Here is a 17365-nt window from a genome sequence, read left to right as displayed (position 1 = left end):
GCGGATCTTCTGCAGGGTCCTTGCCCGCTCACCGTCGCGAGTGGCGAGGGCATCGTGCCCTCGACCACTAGGCTTTTATCCAGACCCTAGCCGACCCCGCGTCGCATGAGACGCTTCGCTAGCTCCTGAAAATCGCTCGCCGCATTCGTCAGCCCGCGTAGGTCAAAAACGCAAAAGGCGCCTCGCGGCGCCTTTCGCACATCTGCAGTGTCAGCCGATCAATTCCAGCTCAGCACGACCTTGCCGGCCTTGCCTTCTTCCATCAGGTCGAAGCCTTTCTGGAAATCGTCGATCGGCAGCTGATGGGTCAGCACCTTCTGCAGCGGAAAACCCGACAGCACCAGCTGCGTCATCTTGTACCAGGTCTCGTACATCTTGCGGCCATAGATGCCCTGCACGGTGAGGCCCTTGAAGATGATCTTGTCCCAGTCGCAACCGGCGCCACGCGGCATGATGCCGAGCATGGCGATCTTGCCGCCGTGGTACATGCAATCGAGCATGTCGTTGAACGCGCGCGGGTTGCCACTCATTTCCAGGCCCACGTCGAAGCCTTCCATATGCAGGTCGGCCATGACGTCCTTGAGCGAGGTCTTGGAGACGTTGACCACGCGCGTGGCCCCCATGTCTGCAGCCAGCTTGAGCCGGAAATCGTTGACGTCGGTGACCACCACATTGCGCGCACCGATGTGCTTGCAGATGCCGGCGGCAATGATGCCGATCGGGCCTGCCCCGGTGATCAGCACATCTTCGCCGATGACGTCGAATTCCAGCGCGCAATGCGCGGCATTGCCGTAGGGGTCGAAGAACGCGGCAAGCTCGGACGGAATCTGGTCCGGGATCGGCCACAGGTTGCTGGCCGGCATCACCATGTATTCGGCGAAGGCGCCGTTGACGTTGACACCGATCCCGACCGTGTTGGGGCACAGGTGCGGACGGCCGCCACGGCAGTTGCGGCAATGGCCGCATACGATGTGGCCTTCGGCCGACACCCGTTGGCCGACCTGGTAACCGGTCACTGCCGAACCGAGCTCGGCCACGCGGCCGACGAATTCATGACCGATGGTCAGGCCCGGCTTGATCGTGCGCTGGCTCCACTCGTCCCACAGGTAGATGTGCAGGTCGGTGCCGCAAATGGCGGTCTTTTCCAGCTTGATCAGCACCTCGTTGGGGCCGGGCGTCGGCACAGGCACCTGTTCCAGCCAGATGCCCTTGTTTGCTTCGCGCTTGACCAGCGCCTTCATCGTCTGCGCCATCTGGCGGAACCTGCTGAGTGAAAGTAAGCCGGCAATTATAGGCGTCGCGGCCTGCATGCCATGCGGCGGTGCGGGAATGGACATCGTGCCGCCCTGGATCCACGGTGGGCCAGGGCCGATCCGGCCCGTGCCCGGTGGGACGAAGTTGGCACCTGAGCGCAGGATGAGAGCCGCCGTCCAGACCTGTCGCTGCCTGCGAGGGCTAGCGCGTTGGGCCCTCGCAGGCGTGCGTCATCGCCGCCAGCTTCGCTCCAATGCTTGTCAGCCTAGCTTAGAACTTCACATCCAGGCTCATGAAGTACTGCCGCGGTGCGCCGACCACCATGGTCTGGTTGTAGCCATCCGGATCGGAAGCGACGTAGCCGTTGGTGCCGGTGCTGGCAAAGTAGCGCTTGTCGGTGAGATTGCTGATGTTGAGCGCCAGCGCCACATCCGCTACCCCGCCGACACGGCCGAAGTCGTAACGCGCGCCGGCATTGAACAGCCAGTACGACGGCACCTGCGAATCGTTGAGGAAGGTGATGTAGCGCTTGTCCACGTACTTGCCGTCCAGATCCAGGCGCAGGTTGCCGATCTGGTAGCTGGCGCTGGAAGAGAACATCAACGCCGGGATGCCGACCACGTCCTTGCCGGAGGTGGCGACCACGCCGTTGTTGAGGTAATCGTCCTGGTAACGCGAGCGGTTCCACGACAACGAGTTCAACCAGCTCAGGCCTTCGGTCGGGCGCCACATCAGCGCCAGATCCGCGCCGGCGCTGTGCACCGCGCCGACGTTGCTCAGGATCGAGGCGCAGGTCTGCACCGCGGTGCACGGCGAGGTGGTCAGCAGGCGGTTGGAGAACTTGGTGAAGTAGGCGTCGGCCGAGAGCTGGAACTGCGCATCCTGCACGCGATAGCCTACCTGCACGGTCTGCGATTGTTCCGGCTCCAGCGTGGAGCGGCTGCGGTCGAAGGCGGCCTGCGAGGTGGCGAACGGGGTGAAGCCGAACGCCGCGATGTTCTTGCTGTAGGACGCGTACAGGTCCTGGCGTTCGTCGAGCTTGTAGTTCACGCCCAGCTGCGGCAGGGAATTATCTTCGGCGCGGATGCGGCCCTGTGCCAGCGCGGTGGTCGGCACCAGCGATTGCGCGCGCGTGGTGGTGCTGAGCGCCTTTGCGCCGTAATTCAGGGTCAGGCGGTCGTCGAGCAGGCGCACGGTGTCCTGCACATACAACATCCGGGTTTGCGTGGTGTAGCGCTGCAGGAAGTCGCGACGGAACGGGGTCTGTGCTTGGTAGACGTTGTAGAGCGAGGTGTAACCTTCGTTGCCGAGCGCGAAGTAATTGCGGCCCTGCGTGGTGCGCGCGTTTTCTGCCCATGCGCCCACTTCCAGATCGTGATTGCCCCACGACCATTTCAATGCGCTGGTGCCGCCGAAGCGGTCCAGGCCGTAGTCGGTGGTGCGCATCGACACTGGAATCTGCGCGGAGGTGCGCACGTACGGCGTCACCCATTGGCCTTCGCCACGATTGCCGTGGTAATAGCCACTGGCATCGAGCGTGGCGCCGCCAAACACGAAGCTGCCAGACAAGCCTGCCAGGTTGTCGCGACGCAAGCCGCCGCCGGCGTAATAACTGGCATCGAGCCAGCTGTAGTCGCTGGGCAGACCGGCAAGCGATTGTGGGTAGCCGTTGGCCACACCGCTGGTGGCCCCGGTGTTCTGGTAGGCGCGTGCCATCTGCACGGCGGTGGCCCAATCCGGTTGCAGGTAATCGTAGTCCCAGCCGAGCGCGCGCTGGCTGGTCAACGACAGATCCATGTAGTCGTATTCCTTGCGCCGCGAGGTGTCCACGAACAGGCTCAGGCGGTTGCCGTCGCCCCATTGGTACACGGTCTTGAGATTGGCCTGTTCGGATGTCTGATCGCCATAGCCCTTCCACTTGTCGGTGCTGGCATTGGCGTAGGACAGATACGCCGACAACCCATCGCGATCGCCGGTGTCGGCACGCACGAAGGTGCGGCGCGTTGCATCGCTGCCCACCGTCTGCACCAGGCGTGCGCCGGGCGTGGTCTGCGGGTCGGCCGAGTAGAACTGCATGGTGCCGCCAAGATTGGTGTTGGAGGCGGTGCCGAGCGCGCCTGCCCCTTGCGCAATTTCCACCGAACCGAGGTTTTCCGAAATGATGGCGCGCGTGATGTGCAGGCCATTGGTCACGCCATAGCTCATGTTGCCCAGTGGAATGCCATCGAGCGTGTAACCCAGACGGCTTTGATCAAAGCCGTGCAGGGTCACCTGCGTGGACCATTCGTAGGTGCCGAATGGATCGGCGGACTGGAACTGCACGCCCGGCAGTTTTTCCACTGCCTTGAATGCGCTGCTACCGGGCGTCAGCTGCTCGATGTCCTGCTGGCTGATGCGTTGCACCTGGCGCGTGCTGCCTTGTGACACCACGTTGATCGCATCCAGTTGCGTGGCATTGGCGGCGGCATCGGCGGTCACCGCTGCCTCTGCCGGAGCCACGGCAGCCGGGTCGGCCGGTGTCGCAGCCTGCGAAATGACGGGAAGCAGCGTTGCCAGGGCAAGCGCCAGCGGGGTGACATGAAAGCGACGAGCGGAAGTCATGGGGGAGTCCTGTTCGGCCACGGCTGAGGGCGGACGCACGGTGCAAAGCCGGCGTTTCGCGACGCAGGGTGTCAACGGCTCATGAAACATTGATGACGGTCGCTGTCGCAAAACTGTCGTGCTCGCCCGCTATACGTGTCGTGTCCAGCCGCGCTGCGCGGTGACAAAGGCACCACTTTCTTTGCAGGTTCTGCCGCCATGACGTCTTCTTCCTCGCGTCGCGATTTCCTCAAGCGCGTTGCCGCGCTCACCGCTGCCGGCGCCTTGCCGTCTTCGATCGGTCGCGCACTCGCGCTGCCGGCCAACGCGCGGACCGGCACGTTGCGCGATCTCGAACATGTGGTGATCCTGATGCAGGAAAACCGCTCGTTCGATCATTATTTCGGCGCGCTACGCGGCGTGCGCGGCTTTGGCGATCCGCGCGCGCTGCAACTGCGCGATGGCCATGCGGTATGGAGTCAGCCCACGCCCGACGGACGACGCTTGCTGCCGTTCGCGTTCGATTCGCAAACTACCTGCGCGCCCTTGATCAAGAGTCTGGATCATTCCTGGAAGGCCGGTCATGGGCAGGACCCGGTACGCTGGGCCGAATACGATGCGTGGGTACCGTACAAGGGGGAATTGACGATGGGATATTTCCAGCGTCACGACATCCCGTACTACCACGCGCTTGCCGACGCGTTCACCATCTGCGACGGCTATTACTGCTCGCTGCACGGGCCGACCAATCCCAACCGCATGTATCTGTTCACCGGTACCAGCGGTCCAAGCGTGGGCAACGTTGGCGCCCAGGCGGTCACCAATGCCGACGATGGCAACTGGACCGCCGACATGGCGCGCGACAAGCCCGGCTACGCAGCACTGCGGTGGACCACGTACGCGCAGCGTTTGCAGGCTGCCGGCGTGGACTGGCGCGTGTATCAGGAATACGACAACTTCGGCTGCAACTCGCTGGCGTATTTCTCGCACTATCGCGATCTACGCGCCGACGACGAACGTTACCGGCGTGCACGTGCATGCGTGCCCGGTTCCACCGCGGACAATGCCGCCACCACCCAGGCCGAGCATCTGGTCGCCGCGATCGCTGCCGATGTGCGGGCCGATCGCCTGCCGCAGGTGTCGTGGGTCATTCCGCCCACTGCGTATTGCGAACACCCCGAAGCGCCGCCTGCATATGGCGAGTCCCTGGTGGCGCGTCTGATCGATGCGCTCACCGCCAATCCCGAGGTGTGGGCCAAGACGGCGCTGATCATCAATTACGACGAGAACGACGGCTTCTTCGATCACGTGCCCGCGCCGTTGCCGGCATTGGACGCACGCATGGGGCGCAGCAATGTCGACACGCGTGGCGAGGTCTACGACGGCGTGCCGATCGGCCTGGGCATTCGCGTGCCGATGCTGGTGATCTCGCCGTGGACGCGTGGTGGCTGGGTCAACTCGCAGGTGTTCGATCACACCTCGGTGCTGCGTCTGCTGGAACGCCGCTTCGGCGTGGCCGAGCCGAACATCAGCCCGTGGCGGCGTGCGGTCAGCGGCGATCTCACCAGCGTGTTCGACTTCCGCAAGCCGGACGATTCGGCGTTGAGCGCATTGCCGTCGGTCGACGACTATCGCGCACGCACCGCTGCCGTGCGCGATAAGCCGCTGCCATCTGTGCCTGCCGCCGCGACGATGCCGCGGCAGGAACCGGGGCAACGGCCGGCGCGCGCATTGCCATACGCCTTGCAGGTGCATGCACGCGTGCAAGACGGTGCCACCGTGCAGTTGCAGTTCGTCAACAGCGGCGCGGCGGCTGCGGCGTTCAACGTCTACAGCAGTGCGGCCAGCGGCGGGCCCTGGTATTACACGGTGCTGCCGGGCACGCAATTGGACGATGCGCCGATCGGGGCCACGCACGAGGGTGCATACGCCTTGCGCGTGCACGGACCCAATGGCTTCTTGCGCGAGTTCGCCGGGCGGGTGCCAAGTGCCACAGCGCCATCGGCCGCGCCATGGGTGGAGGCGCGACAGGAGGGCGACGCCTTGGTGCTGGAAATCGGCAATGCCGGGCAGCGCGCCTGCACCGTGCAGCTGCGTGCCCTGGACTACGCAGACCCAAGTGCGCGCACCTTGCCGCTGGCCGCAGGTCAGCGCGAGACCATTCGCCTGGCCCTTGCCGCCAGCGATCACTGGTACGACCTGGTGGTGGAACAACCGGGCAGCGCCTTCCGCTGCCGTCTGGCCGGACATCTGGAAACCGGCAGGCCCAGCCGCAGCGACCCCGCATTCGGCCGCGTCTAGGCCGGTGCTCGGCCGCGGTACGCAGCAGGCGAATCCGCTGACGCCTGCTGCGCGGCAAACGTGCGCGAGCGCGTGCGGAGCGCGCGCGTGCCGACCCTGCCATCGGCCATGGGTTTGCCAGTGGGTGTTGGCGTTACACTGTAACGAAAATGACCCGTGGGGCTGTCGATGCGTCCAAACCTGTTCGCCGTTTCCGTGCTGGCCACGTTGGCCGTCGCTTCATCTGCACAGGCGGGCGAGGGGATGTGGGTTCCACAACAACTGCCCGAGCTCGCCGGGCCACTCCAGCAAGCAGGCTTGCGGCTTTCGCCTCGGCAACTGGCCGACCTGACCGGCGATCCGATGGGCGCCGTGGTCGCCTTGGGTGGTTGCACCGCCAGCTTCGTCTCGCCGCAGGGTCTGGTCGTCACCAACCACCACTGTGCCTATGGCGCGATCCAGCTCAACTCCACCGCGCAAAAGAACCTGATCAAGGACGGGTTCAACGCCGTACGCCCTGCCGACGAGCTCAGCGCAGGGCCCAGTGCGCGCATCTACGTGCTCGATGCGATTGCCGACGTCACGGCGCCGGCAAAGGCCGCGATGGCCACTGCAGGCGACGATGCGCTCAAGCGCACGCTGGCCCTGGAGGATTTCAGCAAGCAACAGATCGCGTCCTGCGAAGCACAGCCGGGTTACCGCTGCCAGTTCTTCAGTTTTTCCGGGGGCAACGCCTACCGGTTGTTCAAGAGCTTGGAGATCAAGGATGTGCGCCTGGTCTATGCGCCGCCCGGCAGCGTGGGCAAGTTCGGCGGCGACATCGACAACTGGATGTGGCCGCGCCACACCGGCGATTTCTCGTTCTATCGCGCCTATGTCGGCAAGGACGGCAAGCCCGCCGCCTACGCCAAGGACAACGTGCCTTACCAGCCCAAGCACTTCCTGACGTTCGCCGACCAGCCACTGGGCGCCGGCGACTTCGTAATGGTGGCCGGCTATCCGGGCCGCACCAATCGCTACGCGCTGGCTGCCGAATTCGACAACACCGCCAACTGGACCTACCCGGTGGTCGGCCAGCAGTTGAAGGACGTGATCGGCCTGATCGAACAGGCAGGCAAGCAGGATCCCGACGTCCAGGTGAAATATGCCAGCACCGTCGCCAGCCTCAATAACTCCGCCAAGAACTTCGACGGCCAACTGGAAGGTTTCAAGCGCATTGGTGCGCAGGCCACCAAGCAGGCCGACGAAGCGGCAGTGCTGGCCTGGCTCGAGGGCCGGGGCGCGAGCGGGCGCAACGCGCTTGCGGCGCACGACACCTTGGTCAAGCTGCTCAAGCAGGCCCAGGCCACGCAACAGCGCGACTTCGTGCTGCGCCAGTTCGACTCCACCGGCACGGTGGGTGCCGCGGTGACGTTGTACCGGCTGGCGCTGGAGCGTGCCAAGCCCGATGCGCAACGCGAATCCGGGTACCAGGACCGCGACCTGCCGGCCATCGAAGCGACGATGAAGCAGATGGAGCGCCGTTACGTGCCGGCCATGGATCGTCAGCTGCAACGGTATTGGCTCGGCCAGTACCTGAAGCTGCCGGCCAACCAGCGCATCGCCGCGTTGGACCAGTGGTTGGGCGGCCGCGATGCGGCGGCCGTGCAGGCGGCCGTGGGCAAGCTCGATGGCACGGCGCTGGGGAGCACGCAAACGCGGGTGAAGTGGCTTGCCGCCGACCGGGCCGCCTTCGAAGCCAGCACCGACCCGGCGATCCAGTACGCCGTGGCGGTGACCCCGGCCCTGTTGCAGATCGAGCGCGAGGACAAACTGCGTACCGGCGAGCAGCTCAAGGCGCGGCCGGTGTATCTGCAAGCCCTGGCCGACTACAGGAAGAGCCGGGGCGAATCGGTCTATCCGGATGCCAATCTGTCGCTGCGCATCACCTTCGGCAACGTCAAGGGCTACGCCCCGAAAGATGGCGTGGCCTACACACCGTTCACTACCTTGGAAGGGGTGGCCGCCAAGGAGACCGGCGCCGATCCGTTCGATTCGCCCAAGGCCCTGCTGGATGCGGTCAAGGCCAAGCGCTACGCGGGGCTGGAGGACAAGCGCCTGGGCTCGGTGCCGGTCAATTTCCTGTCGGACCTGGACATCACCGGCGGCAACTCCGGTTCGCCGGTGATGGACGCGCAGGGCAAGCTGGTCGGCCTGGCGTTCGACGGGAATTGGGAGTCGGTGAGCAGCAACTGGATCTTCGACCCGGCAATGACCCGCATGATCGCCGTGGACAGCCGCTATCTGCGTTGGATCATGACCGAGGTCGCTCCGGCGCCACAGTTGTTGAAGGAACTCGGCGTGCGCTGAGGCGGGGCGGCCGGCGCGCAGGCGCCAGGGGTTATCATGCGGTCCCGTTTCGCTGTGGCGAGCGGGCCCCTCCCCCAAGGAACCTCCCAGCGCATGCGCATCCTGCTTGCTCGTCACGGCGAGACGCCGTGGAACGCCGAAGGCCGTTATCAGGGCCAGATCGATATTCCGCTCTCGCCGGTCGGCGAAGGCCAGGCGCGCGCGTTGGGCGAACGGCTGCATTCGCTGCAGATCGACCGCGCGGTGGCATCGCCGTTGTCGCGCGCGCAGGCCACTGCCAAGGCCGCGTTGGGCGTTTCGCGCGAGGCGCTGCTGCAGACCGATGCCGACCTGCAGGAAATTGCGCACGGCGAATGGGAAGGCCTGCTGGCCAGCGAGATCAACGACAAGGACCCGGCCCGCCTGCGCGCATGGCGCGAGGAACCGGATACCGTGTTGATGCCAGGTGGCGAATCGCTGCGTCAGGTGCTCGATCGCAGCTGGCGCGGCCTGGTGCGCGCCGCCGATGGGCTGGGCGCGCACGACACCTTGCTGGTGGTTGCGCACGATGCGGTCAATCGCGTGATCCTGTGCAAGATCCTGGGCCTGCCGTTGTCCAAGCTATGGAGCTTCCGCCAGGCCCCGACCACGCTGAACCTGCTCGAAGGCGATGACGTGGAGCATCTCGAAGTGGTGCGCCTCAACGACTGTGCGCACCACACACCGTTCTTTGGTGAGGCAAAGCATCGGGCGTTGTAAGGCGAGGCAAGGACGCTGGATCACCAATGACACGCCATGTCGTTGCAGGTGCCAAAATGCCGAACGTCGTTGATACACGCTTGCAGGTTTAGGTGAGTTGGTGGAACAGGCCTCGGTGCGGTTGCGTAGTCAACGCTCCGTGTCGGGGCTGCGTCTTGGGGTGATCGCTAAACGTCCTGGGATGCGCTGGTGACGGCGTTCGTCACCATGCGCGATCAACCGAGCTGCGTCGTTCTAACCAAGCACGCGCGATACATCCAACACCGACGTGGCGTGCGTTGCGCAAGCGCAAATGGCGATAATGTGCCCCTCTCTGCGCAGCCCTCCCCATGAACGCAACCGACTCTCTCTCCGCCTGGCTCGCCTATATCGAGCAGCAGCATCCCAACGCCATTGCCATGGGACTGGAGCGCGTGCGCGAGGTTGCCGCGCGGTTGCAGATCGCCGCGCAGGCCAAGCATGTCATCGTCGTGAGCGGGACCAATGGCAAGGGCTCGACGGTGGCCTTCATCGAGGCGATCGGGCGTGCCGCCGGCTGGAAGGTGGGGGCCTACACCTCGCCACATCTGCTGCGCTACAACGAACGCGTGCGCATCGATGGCTACGAGGCCAGCGACGCGCAGCTGGTCGACGCGTTCGTGGCGGTCGAAGCAGCACGCGGCGACACCGCGCTGACCTATTTCGAGTTCGGTACGCTGGCAGCGCTGTGGTTGTTTCAGCAGTCCGCACTGGATTTGGCCGTGCTGGAAATCGGCCTGGGCGGGCGCCTGGATGCGGTCAACATCGTCGATTCGGATGTGGCGGTGATCACTACTGTCGATCTCGATCACACCGACTGGCTGGGCGACGACCGCGAGGCCATCGGCACCGAGAAGGCCGGCATCATCCGCGCCTGGAAGCCGGTGGTGCTGGGCGAGATCGACCCGCCGTCCAGCGTGCTGCGTCGCGCCTACCAGCTGGGCGCCAATGCGATCCGTGCAGGCAGCGATTATTTCTTCGAGCCGATCGACACACCGCACGCTGAGGCCCCGCAATCCGATGCGCCGCACTGGCGCTGGCGCGATGTGGCGGTGACGCTGGAATTGCCGATGCCGGCATTGCACGCGCCGGTGCAACTGGCCAACGCCGCTGCCGCGATCGCCGCATTGCAGGCCTTGCCGGTGGAGGTGCCCGACGCGGCCTGGGCGCAGGGCATCGCTAACGCACAAGTGGCCGGACGACTGCAGCGGCTTGAGGTCGATGGCGTGCAGGTATTGCTGGATGTCGGCCACAACCCGCAGGCTGCGCGCGCGCTGGCCGCCGCGCTCGGTACGCAGGCGTATGCCGGCAGCACCCATGCGATCTACGCTGCATTGGCCGACAAGGATGTGCTGGGCGTGGTGGAGGCAGTGGCTGGGCAGATCGACCACTGGGTGCTGGCGGGGCTGGAAGGTGCGCGCGGCCAATCGGCGCAGGCCTTGCAGGCCCGCCTGCAAGGCAGTGCCGCCGCGCAGGCGCCGTGTCATCGCGATGTTGCCGGCGCAGTGCGCGCGGTCCTGGGCGCGGCCAGCCCCGGCGACCGCGTGCTGATCTTCGGCTCGTTTCACACCGTGGCCGACGCGCTTGGCGCACTTCGTTCAGCCCGCTGAGGTTGTCGGGGTGGCGCCGGCCTTATAATCGCCGCGGCACCCCGCCACGCCGCCTCTCGTCTCTTCCGTGGATACTGCTCTGAAACAGCGACTGATTGGCGCCATCGTTCTGGTGGCGCTTGCCGTGATCTTCCTGCCGATGCTGGTCAAGGGCCCCGCGCCGTCGAGCGGTGTGGCCGATGTGCCGCTCGAGGCGCCCGCAGCGCCCGCCAATGGCGAGTTCGAAACCCGCGAATTGCCGCTGGTCACCCCGGGCAATGCGCCGGCCGGTGGCGCGCTAGGCATGGCCGGCGCGCCGGCGCCGGTGCAGAACAACCCCGACGCCGCCGATCTGGCCGCTCCGTCCAGCGCGCCCTCGGCTCCTGAAGTGGCTGCCGGCAACTACGCGGTGAATTTCGGTGCATACGCCACCAGCGCCGACGCCGACGCGGTGATTGCGCGGCTCAAGCAGGCGCAGTTGCCCGGCTTCAGCGAAAAGACCCAGATCAGTGGCCGCCCGGCCTGGCGCGTGCGCGTGGGGCCGTATGCCGACCAGGCCCAGGCCGAATCGGCCCGCCTGCAGGCAGTGAAGGTGCGCAGCGACGTCAACGCCCAGGTGGTGACGTTGGACGCCAACGCCGCCGCGCCGGCGCCGGTCGCCAGCGCACCTGCGCCTGCGCCTGCACCTGCCGCCAAACCCGGCAGCAGCGTCGCCGCCGCCAGCACCACCGCCCCGACCAGGACCGAGAGCCTGCCGCCGGAACCCGCCAAGCCGGTGGCTGCCGCGCCCAAGCCGGCCGATGTGGCCAAGCCCGCGCCGGCCAAGCCCGAAGTTACCAAGCCTGTAACCGCTACGCCCGCAGCCGCCAAGCCTGAAGTGGCTGTCAAACCTGAGCCTGCCAAGCCGGTGGCCACCGCGCCGGCAGCGCCTGCCGCCAGTGCGGTCGGGTTTGCAGTGCAGCTGGGCGCGTTCGGTCGTGCCGAAGATGCCGACGCCTTGCGCGACCGCGTGCGCGCCGCCGGCTTCAGCGCCTTCGTCGAGCAGGTGCGGACCGACAAGGGCGCACTCAATCGTGTGCGTGTCGGACCGGTCGCCAATCGCAGCGATGCCGAACAGTTGCGCGCGCAGGTGGCAGCCAAGGTCGGTATCTCCGGCATGGTGCGTCCGCATCCGTAACCGCCATGCCGGCCGTAAGCAAACGCGGCCGCCGCACACGTGGCAGCCGCACACGTGGCAGCCGCTCGTACACTGCACTGCCGGCGGACCGCCACGTGTCTGTTGACTGCCTGCACTGCGCGCCTGCAGCTGCTGGATTTTCGAACGCCTCGCACCCATGGAGGGGAGGGCAATGACGACCGAGCCCAATTGCACTCACGGCGCGCGCGCCACGCGGAGAGGTTGCCCATGATCGACATGGTGCTGGGCGTCATCATTCTGGTGTCGGCCCTGTTGGGCTTGCTGCGTGGCTTTGTCGCCATCGTTGTGGGCACGTTGTCGTGGTTGCTGGCCGGCTGGGCCACCTTCCTGTTCGGCGGCGCGGCCGCGCGCTGGCTGGCCGATGGCAAGCACCCGTCTGCGACCGAATCGTTCGGCGGCTACGCCATGGTGTTCGTCGGTGTGCTGATCACCGTGGCGGTGATCGGCATGGTGATCCGCGCGGGCGTGGATGCGGTCAAGCTCGGCGGTACCGACCGCATGCTCGGGTTCGGTCTGGGCGTGGTGCGCGGCGCGTTTCTGGCCAGCGTGCTGGTGCTGTTGATGGGCTTCACGCCACTGCCGCGCGAGCCGTCCTGGCGCCAGTCGGTGCTGCTGCCCATGCTGCAGCCGGGCGCCGGCTGGATGCGGGCGCAACTGCCGGCCTGGCGGATGCCGTCGATGGAGATGCCATCAATGGAACTGGGCAACTTGCCCACGGAGTTGGGGAAGTTGCCTTCGGCAGGCGATAATACGGACCTGGGCAAGGCACTTGGCGGTTCCGGGCTGAGCGACACCATCACCCGTGCGCTTGGCAAACCCGGCAAGACGGCTGGCGACGGACGCGATCCGACGCAGGCGATGCCGGCCAACATCGATCCGGCGCAGGTTCGCGGCGGAGAAAGCGACCCGGCTCGGGTCGAATCCCAAGGCCAGGCACGGCCACCTTCACAGTAACGGCGCAAGCCGAAGCGGAGAACGCGCACCATGTGTGGCATCGTCGGTATTGTCGGCAACCAGAACGTCGCCGGGCAGCTGTATGACGGGCTGACCGTCCTGCAGCATCGTGGGCAGGACGCCGCAGGCATCGCCACCGCAGATGGCACGCGCCTGCGCGTGCAGAAGGCCAACGGCCTGGTGCGCGACGTCTTCGACGAAAAGAAGATGGCGGTGCTGGAAGGCCGCGTCGGCATCGCCCATTGCCGCTACCCGACCGCAGGTTCGGAAGGCATGGACGAGGCGCAGCCGTTTTACGTCAACTCGCCCTACGGCATCGCGCTGGCGCACAACGGCAACCTGATCAACACCGAGGCCTTGCGCCAACAGGTGTTCGAAGCCGACCGCCGCAATATCAATACCGATTCGGACAGCGAAGTGCTGTTGAACGTGTTCGCCTACGAGCTGGACGCGCAGCGCATGCTCACCCCCGAAGCGGCGATCCGCGCGGTGGCCGGCGTGCACCGCCGTTGCAAGGGCGGCTACGCGGTGGTCAGCGTGGTGCTGGGCCTGGGCCTGGTGGCGTTCCGCGACCCGCACGGCATCCGCCCGCTGGTGCTGGGCAAGCGCGAGCATGCCGAAGGCACCGAATACATCGTGTCCTCCGAATCGGCAGCGCTGGATATCCTCGGCTACCAGCGCGTGCGCGACGTGCGCCCGGGCGAAGCGCTGGTGATCACCGCGCGCGGCGAACTGTTCTCGGAAGTCTGCGCGGCGCCGACCAACAACGCGCCGTGCATTTTCGAGTACGTGTATTTCGCGCGCCCCGATTCGATGATCGACAACATCTCGGTGCACAAGGCGCGCATGCGCATGGGCCTGAAGCTGGGCGAAAAGATCCTGCGCCTGCGCCCGGACCATGACATCGACACCATCATTCCGATCCCGGACACCTCGCGCGATGTGGCGTTGGAGATGTCCAACGTGCTCGGCGTGAAGTACCGCGAGGGCTTCGTCAAGAATCGCTACGTGGGCCGCACCTTCATCATGCCGGGGCAGGGCGAACGGCAGAAATCGGTACGCCGCAAGCTCAACCCGATCCATCTGGAATTCCGCAACCGCGTGGTGCTGCTGGTGGACGATTCCATCGTGCGCGGCACCACCAGCCGGCAGATCGTGCAGATGGCGCGCGATGCCGGTGCACGCAAGGTGTACCTGGCCTCGGCTGCGCCGCCGGTGCGCTACCCCAACATCTACGGCATCGACATGCCGGCCGCCGAAGAGCTCATCGCGCATGGCCGCAGCGAGCTGGAAATCCAGGAGTTCCTGGGCTGCGACTGGTTGATCTACCAGGATCTGGAAGACCTGGAAGTGGCGGTGCGCGAAGGTAACCCGGACATCAAGCAGTTCGATTCTTCCTGCTTCAACGGCGAGTACATCACCGGTATCGAACCGGGGTATTTCGAACGCATCCAGCAGCTGCGCTCGGACGATGCCAAGAAGCGTCGCCGCGCCTGAGTCACCGAACCAGGTTGGCCGATTGGCCGCCCTGGTTGGCATGCGGATGGTGTCGGCAGCCAGTGGCAAACAAAACACTGCAGCCATCGACACGCTCGATGACGCGCGCCTGCGCAACGGGCAGGTACCTGCGACCGAAGGCGTGCAAGCGCAGTCCGTTTCTGCAGCGCGCCATTGCCCCGTACGGCCAACGGCATGAGCAGCGATCCGTTCGCAAGTGCGGATCTGTTCGACGCTGCGCGCCTGTGCCTGGACCAGGCCGACCCGCGACAGAAAGTCGCGCTGACCCAGCACTACGCAGCCGCCTTTCGCGAAGGCGTCCTGACGCTCGATCCGTCGGCGCCTGCGCCTGCGCCGATCCGCATGCCGGGGCGTCCGGCAACGCCGCTGCTGGTGCATCCGCGCGACTTGCCGCGCCGTGGACTGGGCACGCCGGAAGGGCGCGCCGCGTTTATTCACGCCATTGCGCACATCGAGCTCAACGCCATCGATCTGGCCTGGGATGCGGTGTATCGCTTCCGCGGGCTTCCCGCGGCGTTCTATGCCGATTGGGTCGCGGTGGCCGACGACGAATCGCGCCACTTCATGCTGCTGCGCGCACGATTGCACGCGCACGACCACGACTACGGCGATTTCGCCGCGCATAACGGGTTGTGGGAAATGTGCGAGAAGACGGCACACGACGGCCTGGCGCGCATGGCCCTGGTGCCGCGCGTGCTCGAAGCGCGCGGCCTGGACGTAACGCCGGGAATGATCGTCAAACTTCGTTCGCTCGGCGATGCCGCTACTGCCGAGGTACTCGAAACCATCCTGCGCGAAGAAGTGGCGCACGTGGCCGCCGGCTCGCGTTGGTACCGCTGGTATTGCGAGCAGGCCGGTGTCGAGCCGCGCGCACGGTTCAAGGCTCTGTTGCGCGAATACGCCGGCGGCTATCTGCATGGGCCGTTCAATCTGCAGGCGCGCCTGCTTGCCGGTTTCGACGAGGACGAACTAGCCGACCTGGTGGAGCAGGCTGGCTGAGCGTGGCCTGCATGCGAGCTGCGAATTTGCGTTCGTGGCCCGTGTCGTGGATCTACCTGACGCATGCGTGCGCAGATTTCAATGACGCCACCCACGCCGCGTCACGTCCCACAGATTGGGGAGCACCGTCAACGCCCATGGCCGATGGGGCGGGCATCGATGCACGCTGCGCCGCGCATGACGACGTGGCGGCGCTCGCCATCTGCACCGACGCCGACGCCGACGCCGAGGCGGCACGATGTCCTGCAACACAGGCGAGGATCGACGCATCCATCGCGTGGCGGACGCAGTCACGTCCAAGCGCATCGATCTGTATGACGACGCAGGATCGCCGCGTTGTCCGGGAAGATGGCCTGTGCTTGTTTGACACGCTGCTTCCGAACGCGCGCTCTGTAGGACTGTGCGCTGGTTCCCCGTTCGAGAGTTGCTGGAATCGCATCCAGGGATGGGTAAACATCACAGAAACATAATTTTCCGTTGCAACAACTTGCATTCGGTACAGGCACGCGCGCCCTAATGGCGTCCCGGGGACAGGGGCCCGGTGTTTCACATCCGTAACTTTCATGTCTTAGGAGAGAAAGACGATGAAGTCGAAGTCGATGTGCACCACGGTGGGTCTGATCGCCATGTGCCTGGCCGGCTCGGCCGCCGCTGCCGGCAAGCCGTTGTATCAAACCGGCCCTGCGCTGAGCCGCAGTGCCACCGCTACCGCTGCAGCCGAACCTTCGCTGCAGCGCCTGTTGAGCGCCCCGTCCACTGCCAACGCGCAGGTGGTTCAGCTCGACGCCGGCGCGGTGACCGCCTCGGAAAAATTGCTGGAACTGCAGCTGGATGGCCAGGCCATCACCGCCACCCAGGCCAAGGTCGATGCCCTGGAGGATGGCGACAGCGTGTGGTACGGCAATCTCGGTCCGCGTGCCGGCACCCGCGCACGCACGCTGTCTGGCGTGGACCCGCTGAACTCGGCCATCTTGGTGCGCAGCGGCGACACCGTGACCGGCACGATTCGCTACGCCGGCAAGCTCTACCGCCTGCGTCCGCTGGCCGATGGCCGCCACGTGCTGGTGCAGGTGGATGAGCAACGCATGCCGCAGGAGCATCCGGCCGACTACAGCCTGCTGCCGAAGTTCGACATGCCCGGCGATGGACGCGTGACGGCTGCCGCCGCCTCATCAGGTAGCCCGGCCACCATTCGCGTGCTGGTGGTAGCCACCAACAAGGCCGTGACCGCTTACGGCGGCAACATGCAATCGCTGGTGCAACTGGCGGTGGCCGAAGCCAACCAGGGCTACATCAACAGCAATGTCGGCATCACCTTGCAGCTGGCGCGCTACGAGACCACCAGCTACACCGAGACCGGCAACTTCACGACCGACCTGCAGCGTTTCCGCGTGACCAACGACGGCTACATGGACAGCATCCACACCAGCCGCAACACCTACACGGCGGATGTGGGAGTCATCGTGCTGGACAACAGCAGCTACTGCGGCCTGGCGTCGGGGATCGGCTCTAACGCTGCAAGTGCATTTGCGTCGGTGTACTGGGATTGCGCCACCGGCTACTACAGCTTCGCCCATGAAATCGGGCATCTGCAAAGCGCACGCCACGACGCCACCAACGACCCGAGCACCTCGCCGTACGCGTATGGCCACGGCTACCGTTACGGCAACAGCTGGCGCACCATCATGGCCTACGACTGCACCAGCGGTTGCCCGCGCCTGAACTACTGGTCCAACCCCAACATCAGCTACAACGGCGTGCCCATGGGCAATGCCAGCACCGCCGACAACCAACGGGTGCTGGTCAACACCAAGGCCACGATCGCCGCCTTCCGTTGAGTGTCTGCTGACCGATCCAAGCCCGGCCCGGCACCGCAAGTGCCGGGCTT

At 65.7% G+C, this 17365-nt stretch carries 11 protein-coding genes; 9 read left to right on the top strand and 2 right to left on the bottom strand.

Annotated features, from left to right (window positions below):
* Nucleotides 1-218 precede the first annotated feature (218 nt).
* Both tdh and J7367_RS08145 read right to left on the bottom strand, forming a co-directional pair.
* Nucleotides 219-1253: an L-threonine 3-dehydrogenase gene (tdh, locus tag J7367_RS08150; RefSeq protein WP_007968923.1), complete on the bottom strand. Its 1035-nt coding sequence runs from the start codon at nt 1251-1253 to the stop codon at nt 219-221.
* A gap of 271 nt (nt 1254-1524) precedes the next feature.
* Nucleotides 1525-3945: a TonB-dependent receptor gene (locus tag J7367_RS08145; RefSeq protein ID WP_081027860.1), complete on the bottom strand. Its 2421-nt coding sequence runs from the start codon at nt 3943-3945 to the stop codon at nt 1525-1527.
* 108 nt (nt 3946-4053) lie between these two features.
* Here J7367_RS08145 and J7367_RS08140 point away from each other — a divergent pair, with 108 nt between their 5' ends.
* The 9 genes from J7367_RS08140 to J7367_RS08100 all read left to right on the top strand — a co-directional run bounded on the left by J7367_RS08140 (nt 4054) and on the right by J7367_RS08100 (nt 17315).
* Nucleotides 4054-6135, top strand: coding sequence for a phospholipase C, phosphocholine-specific (locus tag J7367_RS08140; protein ID WP_057661842.1), 2082 nt, complete (start codon nt 4054-4056; stop codon nt 6133-6135).
* Between the two features lie 243 nt (nt 6136-6378).
* Nucleotides 6379-8463: a S46 family peptidase gene (locus J7367_RS08135; RefSeq protein ID WP_176215036.1), complete on the top strand. Its 2085-nt coding sequence runs from the start codon at nt 6379-6381 to the stop codon at nt 8461-8463.
* A 93-nt stretch (nt 8464-8556) separates the two neighbouring features.
* Complete coding sequence (locus J7367_RS08130) at nt 8557-9201, top strand: histidine phosphatase family protein (protein WP_007968929.1); 645 nt, start codon at nt 8557-8559, stop codon at nt 9199-9201.
* A 329-nt stretch (nt 9202-9530) separates the two neighbouring features.
* Nucleotides 9531-10829, top strand: coding sequence for a bifunctional tetrahydrofolate synthase/dihydrofolate synthase (gene folC, locus J7367_RS08125; protein ID WP_057661838.1), 1299 nt, complete (start codon nt 9531-9533; stop codon nt 10827-10829).
* A gap of 67 nt (nt 10830-10896) precedes the next feature.
* Entirely contained in the window at nt 10897-11985 is a 1089-nt protein-coding gene (locus J7367_RS08120; RefSeq protein ID WP_057661836.1) for an SPOR domain-containing protein, read from the top strand.
* A gap of 228 nt (nt 11986-12213) precedes the next feature.
* Nucleotides 12214-12960: a CvpA family protein gene (locus tag J7367_RS08115; protein WP_007968935.1), complete on the top strand. Its 747-nt coding sequence runs from the start codon at nt 12214-12216 to the stop codon at nt 12958-12960.
* 30 nt (nt 12961-12990) lie between these two features.
* Complete coding sequence (gene purF, locus J7367_RS08110) at nt 12991-14457, top strand: amidophosphoribosyltransferase (protein WP_003483730.1); 1467 nt, start codon at nt 12991-12993, stop codon at nt 14455-14457.
* Nucleotides 14458-14631: 174 nt separating this feature from the next.
* Nucleotides 14632-15477 carry a ferritin-like domain-containing protein gene (locus J7367_RS08105; RefSeq protein WP_174232311.1) on the top strand — a complete coding sequence of 282 codons (846 nt, stop codon included), beginning with the start codon at nt 14632-14634 and terminating at the stop codon, nt 15475-15477.
* Nucleotides 15478-16061: 584 nt separating this feature from the next.
* Complete coding sequence (locus J7367_RS08100) at nt 16062-17315, top strand: zinc-dependent metalloprotease (RefSeq protein ID WP_057661832.1); 1254 nt, start codon at nt 16062-16064, stop codon at nt 17313-17315.
* Nucleotides 17316-17365: the final 50 nt, after the last annotated feature.

The organism is Xanthomonas sp. D-36-1, from assembly GCF_017746155.1.
Lineage (GTDB): Bacteria > Pseudomonadota > Gammaproteobacteria > Xanthomonadales > Xanthomonadaceae > Xanthomonas > Xanthomonas cissicola.
The sequence above is the reverse complement of the archived record's forward strand: the minus strand, read 5'-3'. Positions and strand labels throughout refer to the sequence as shown.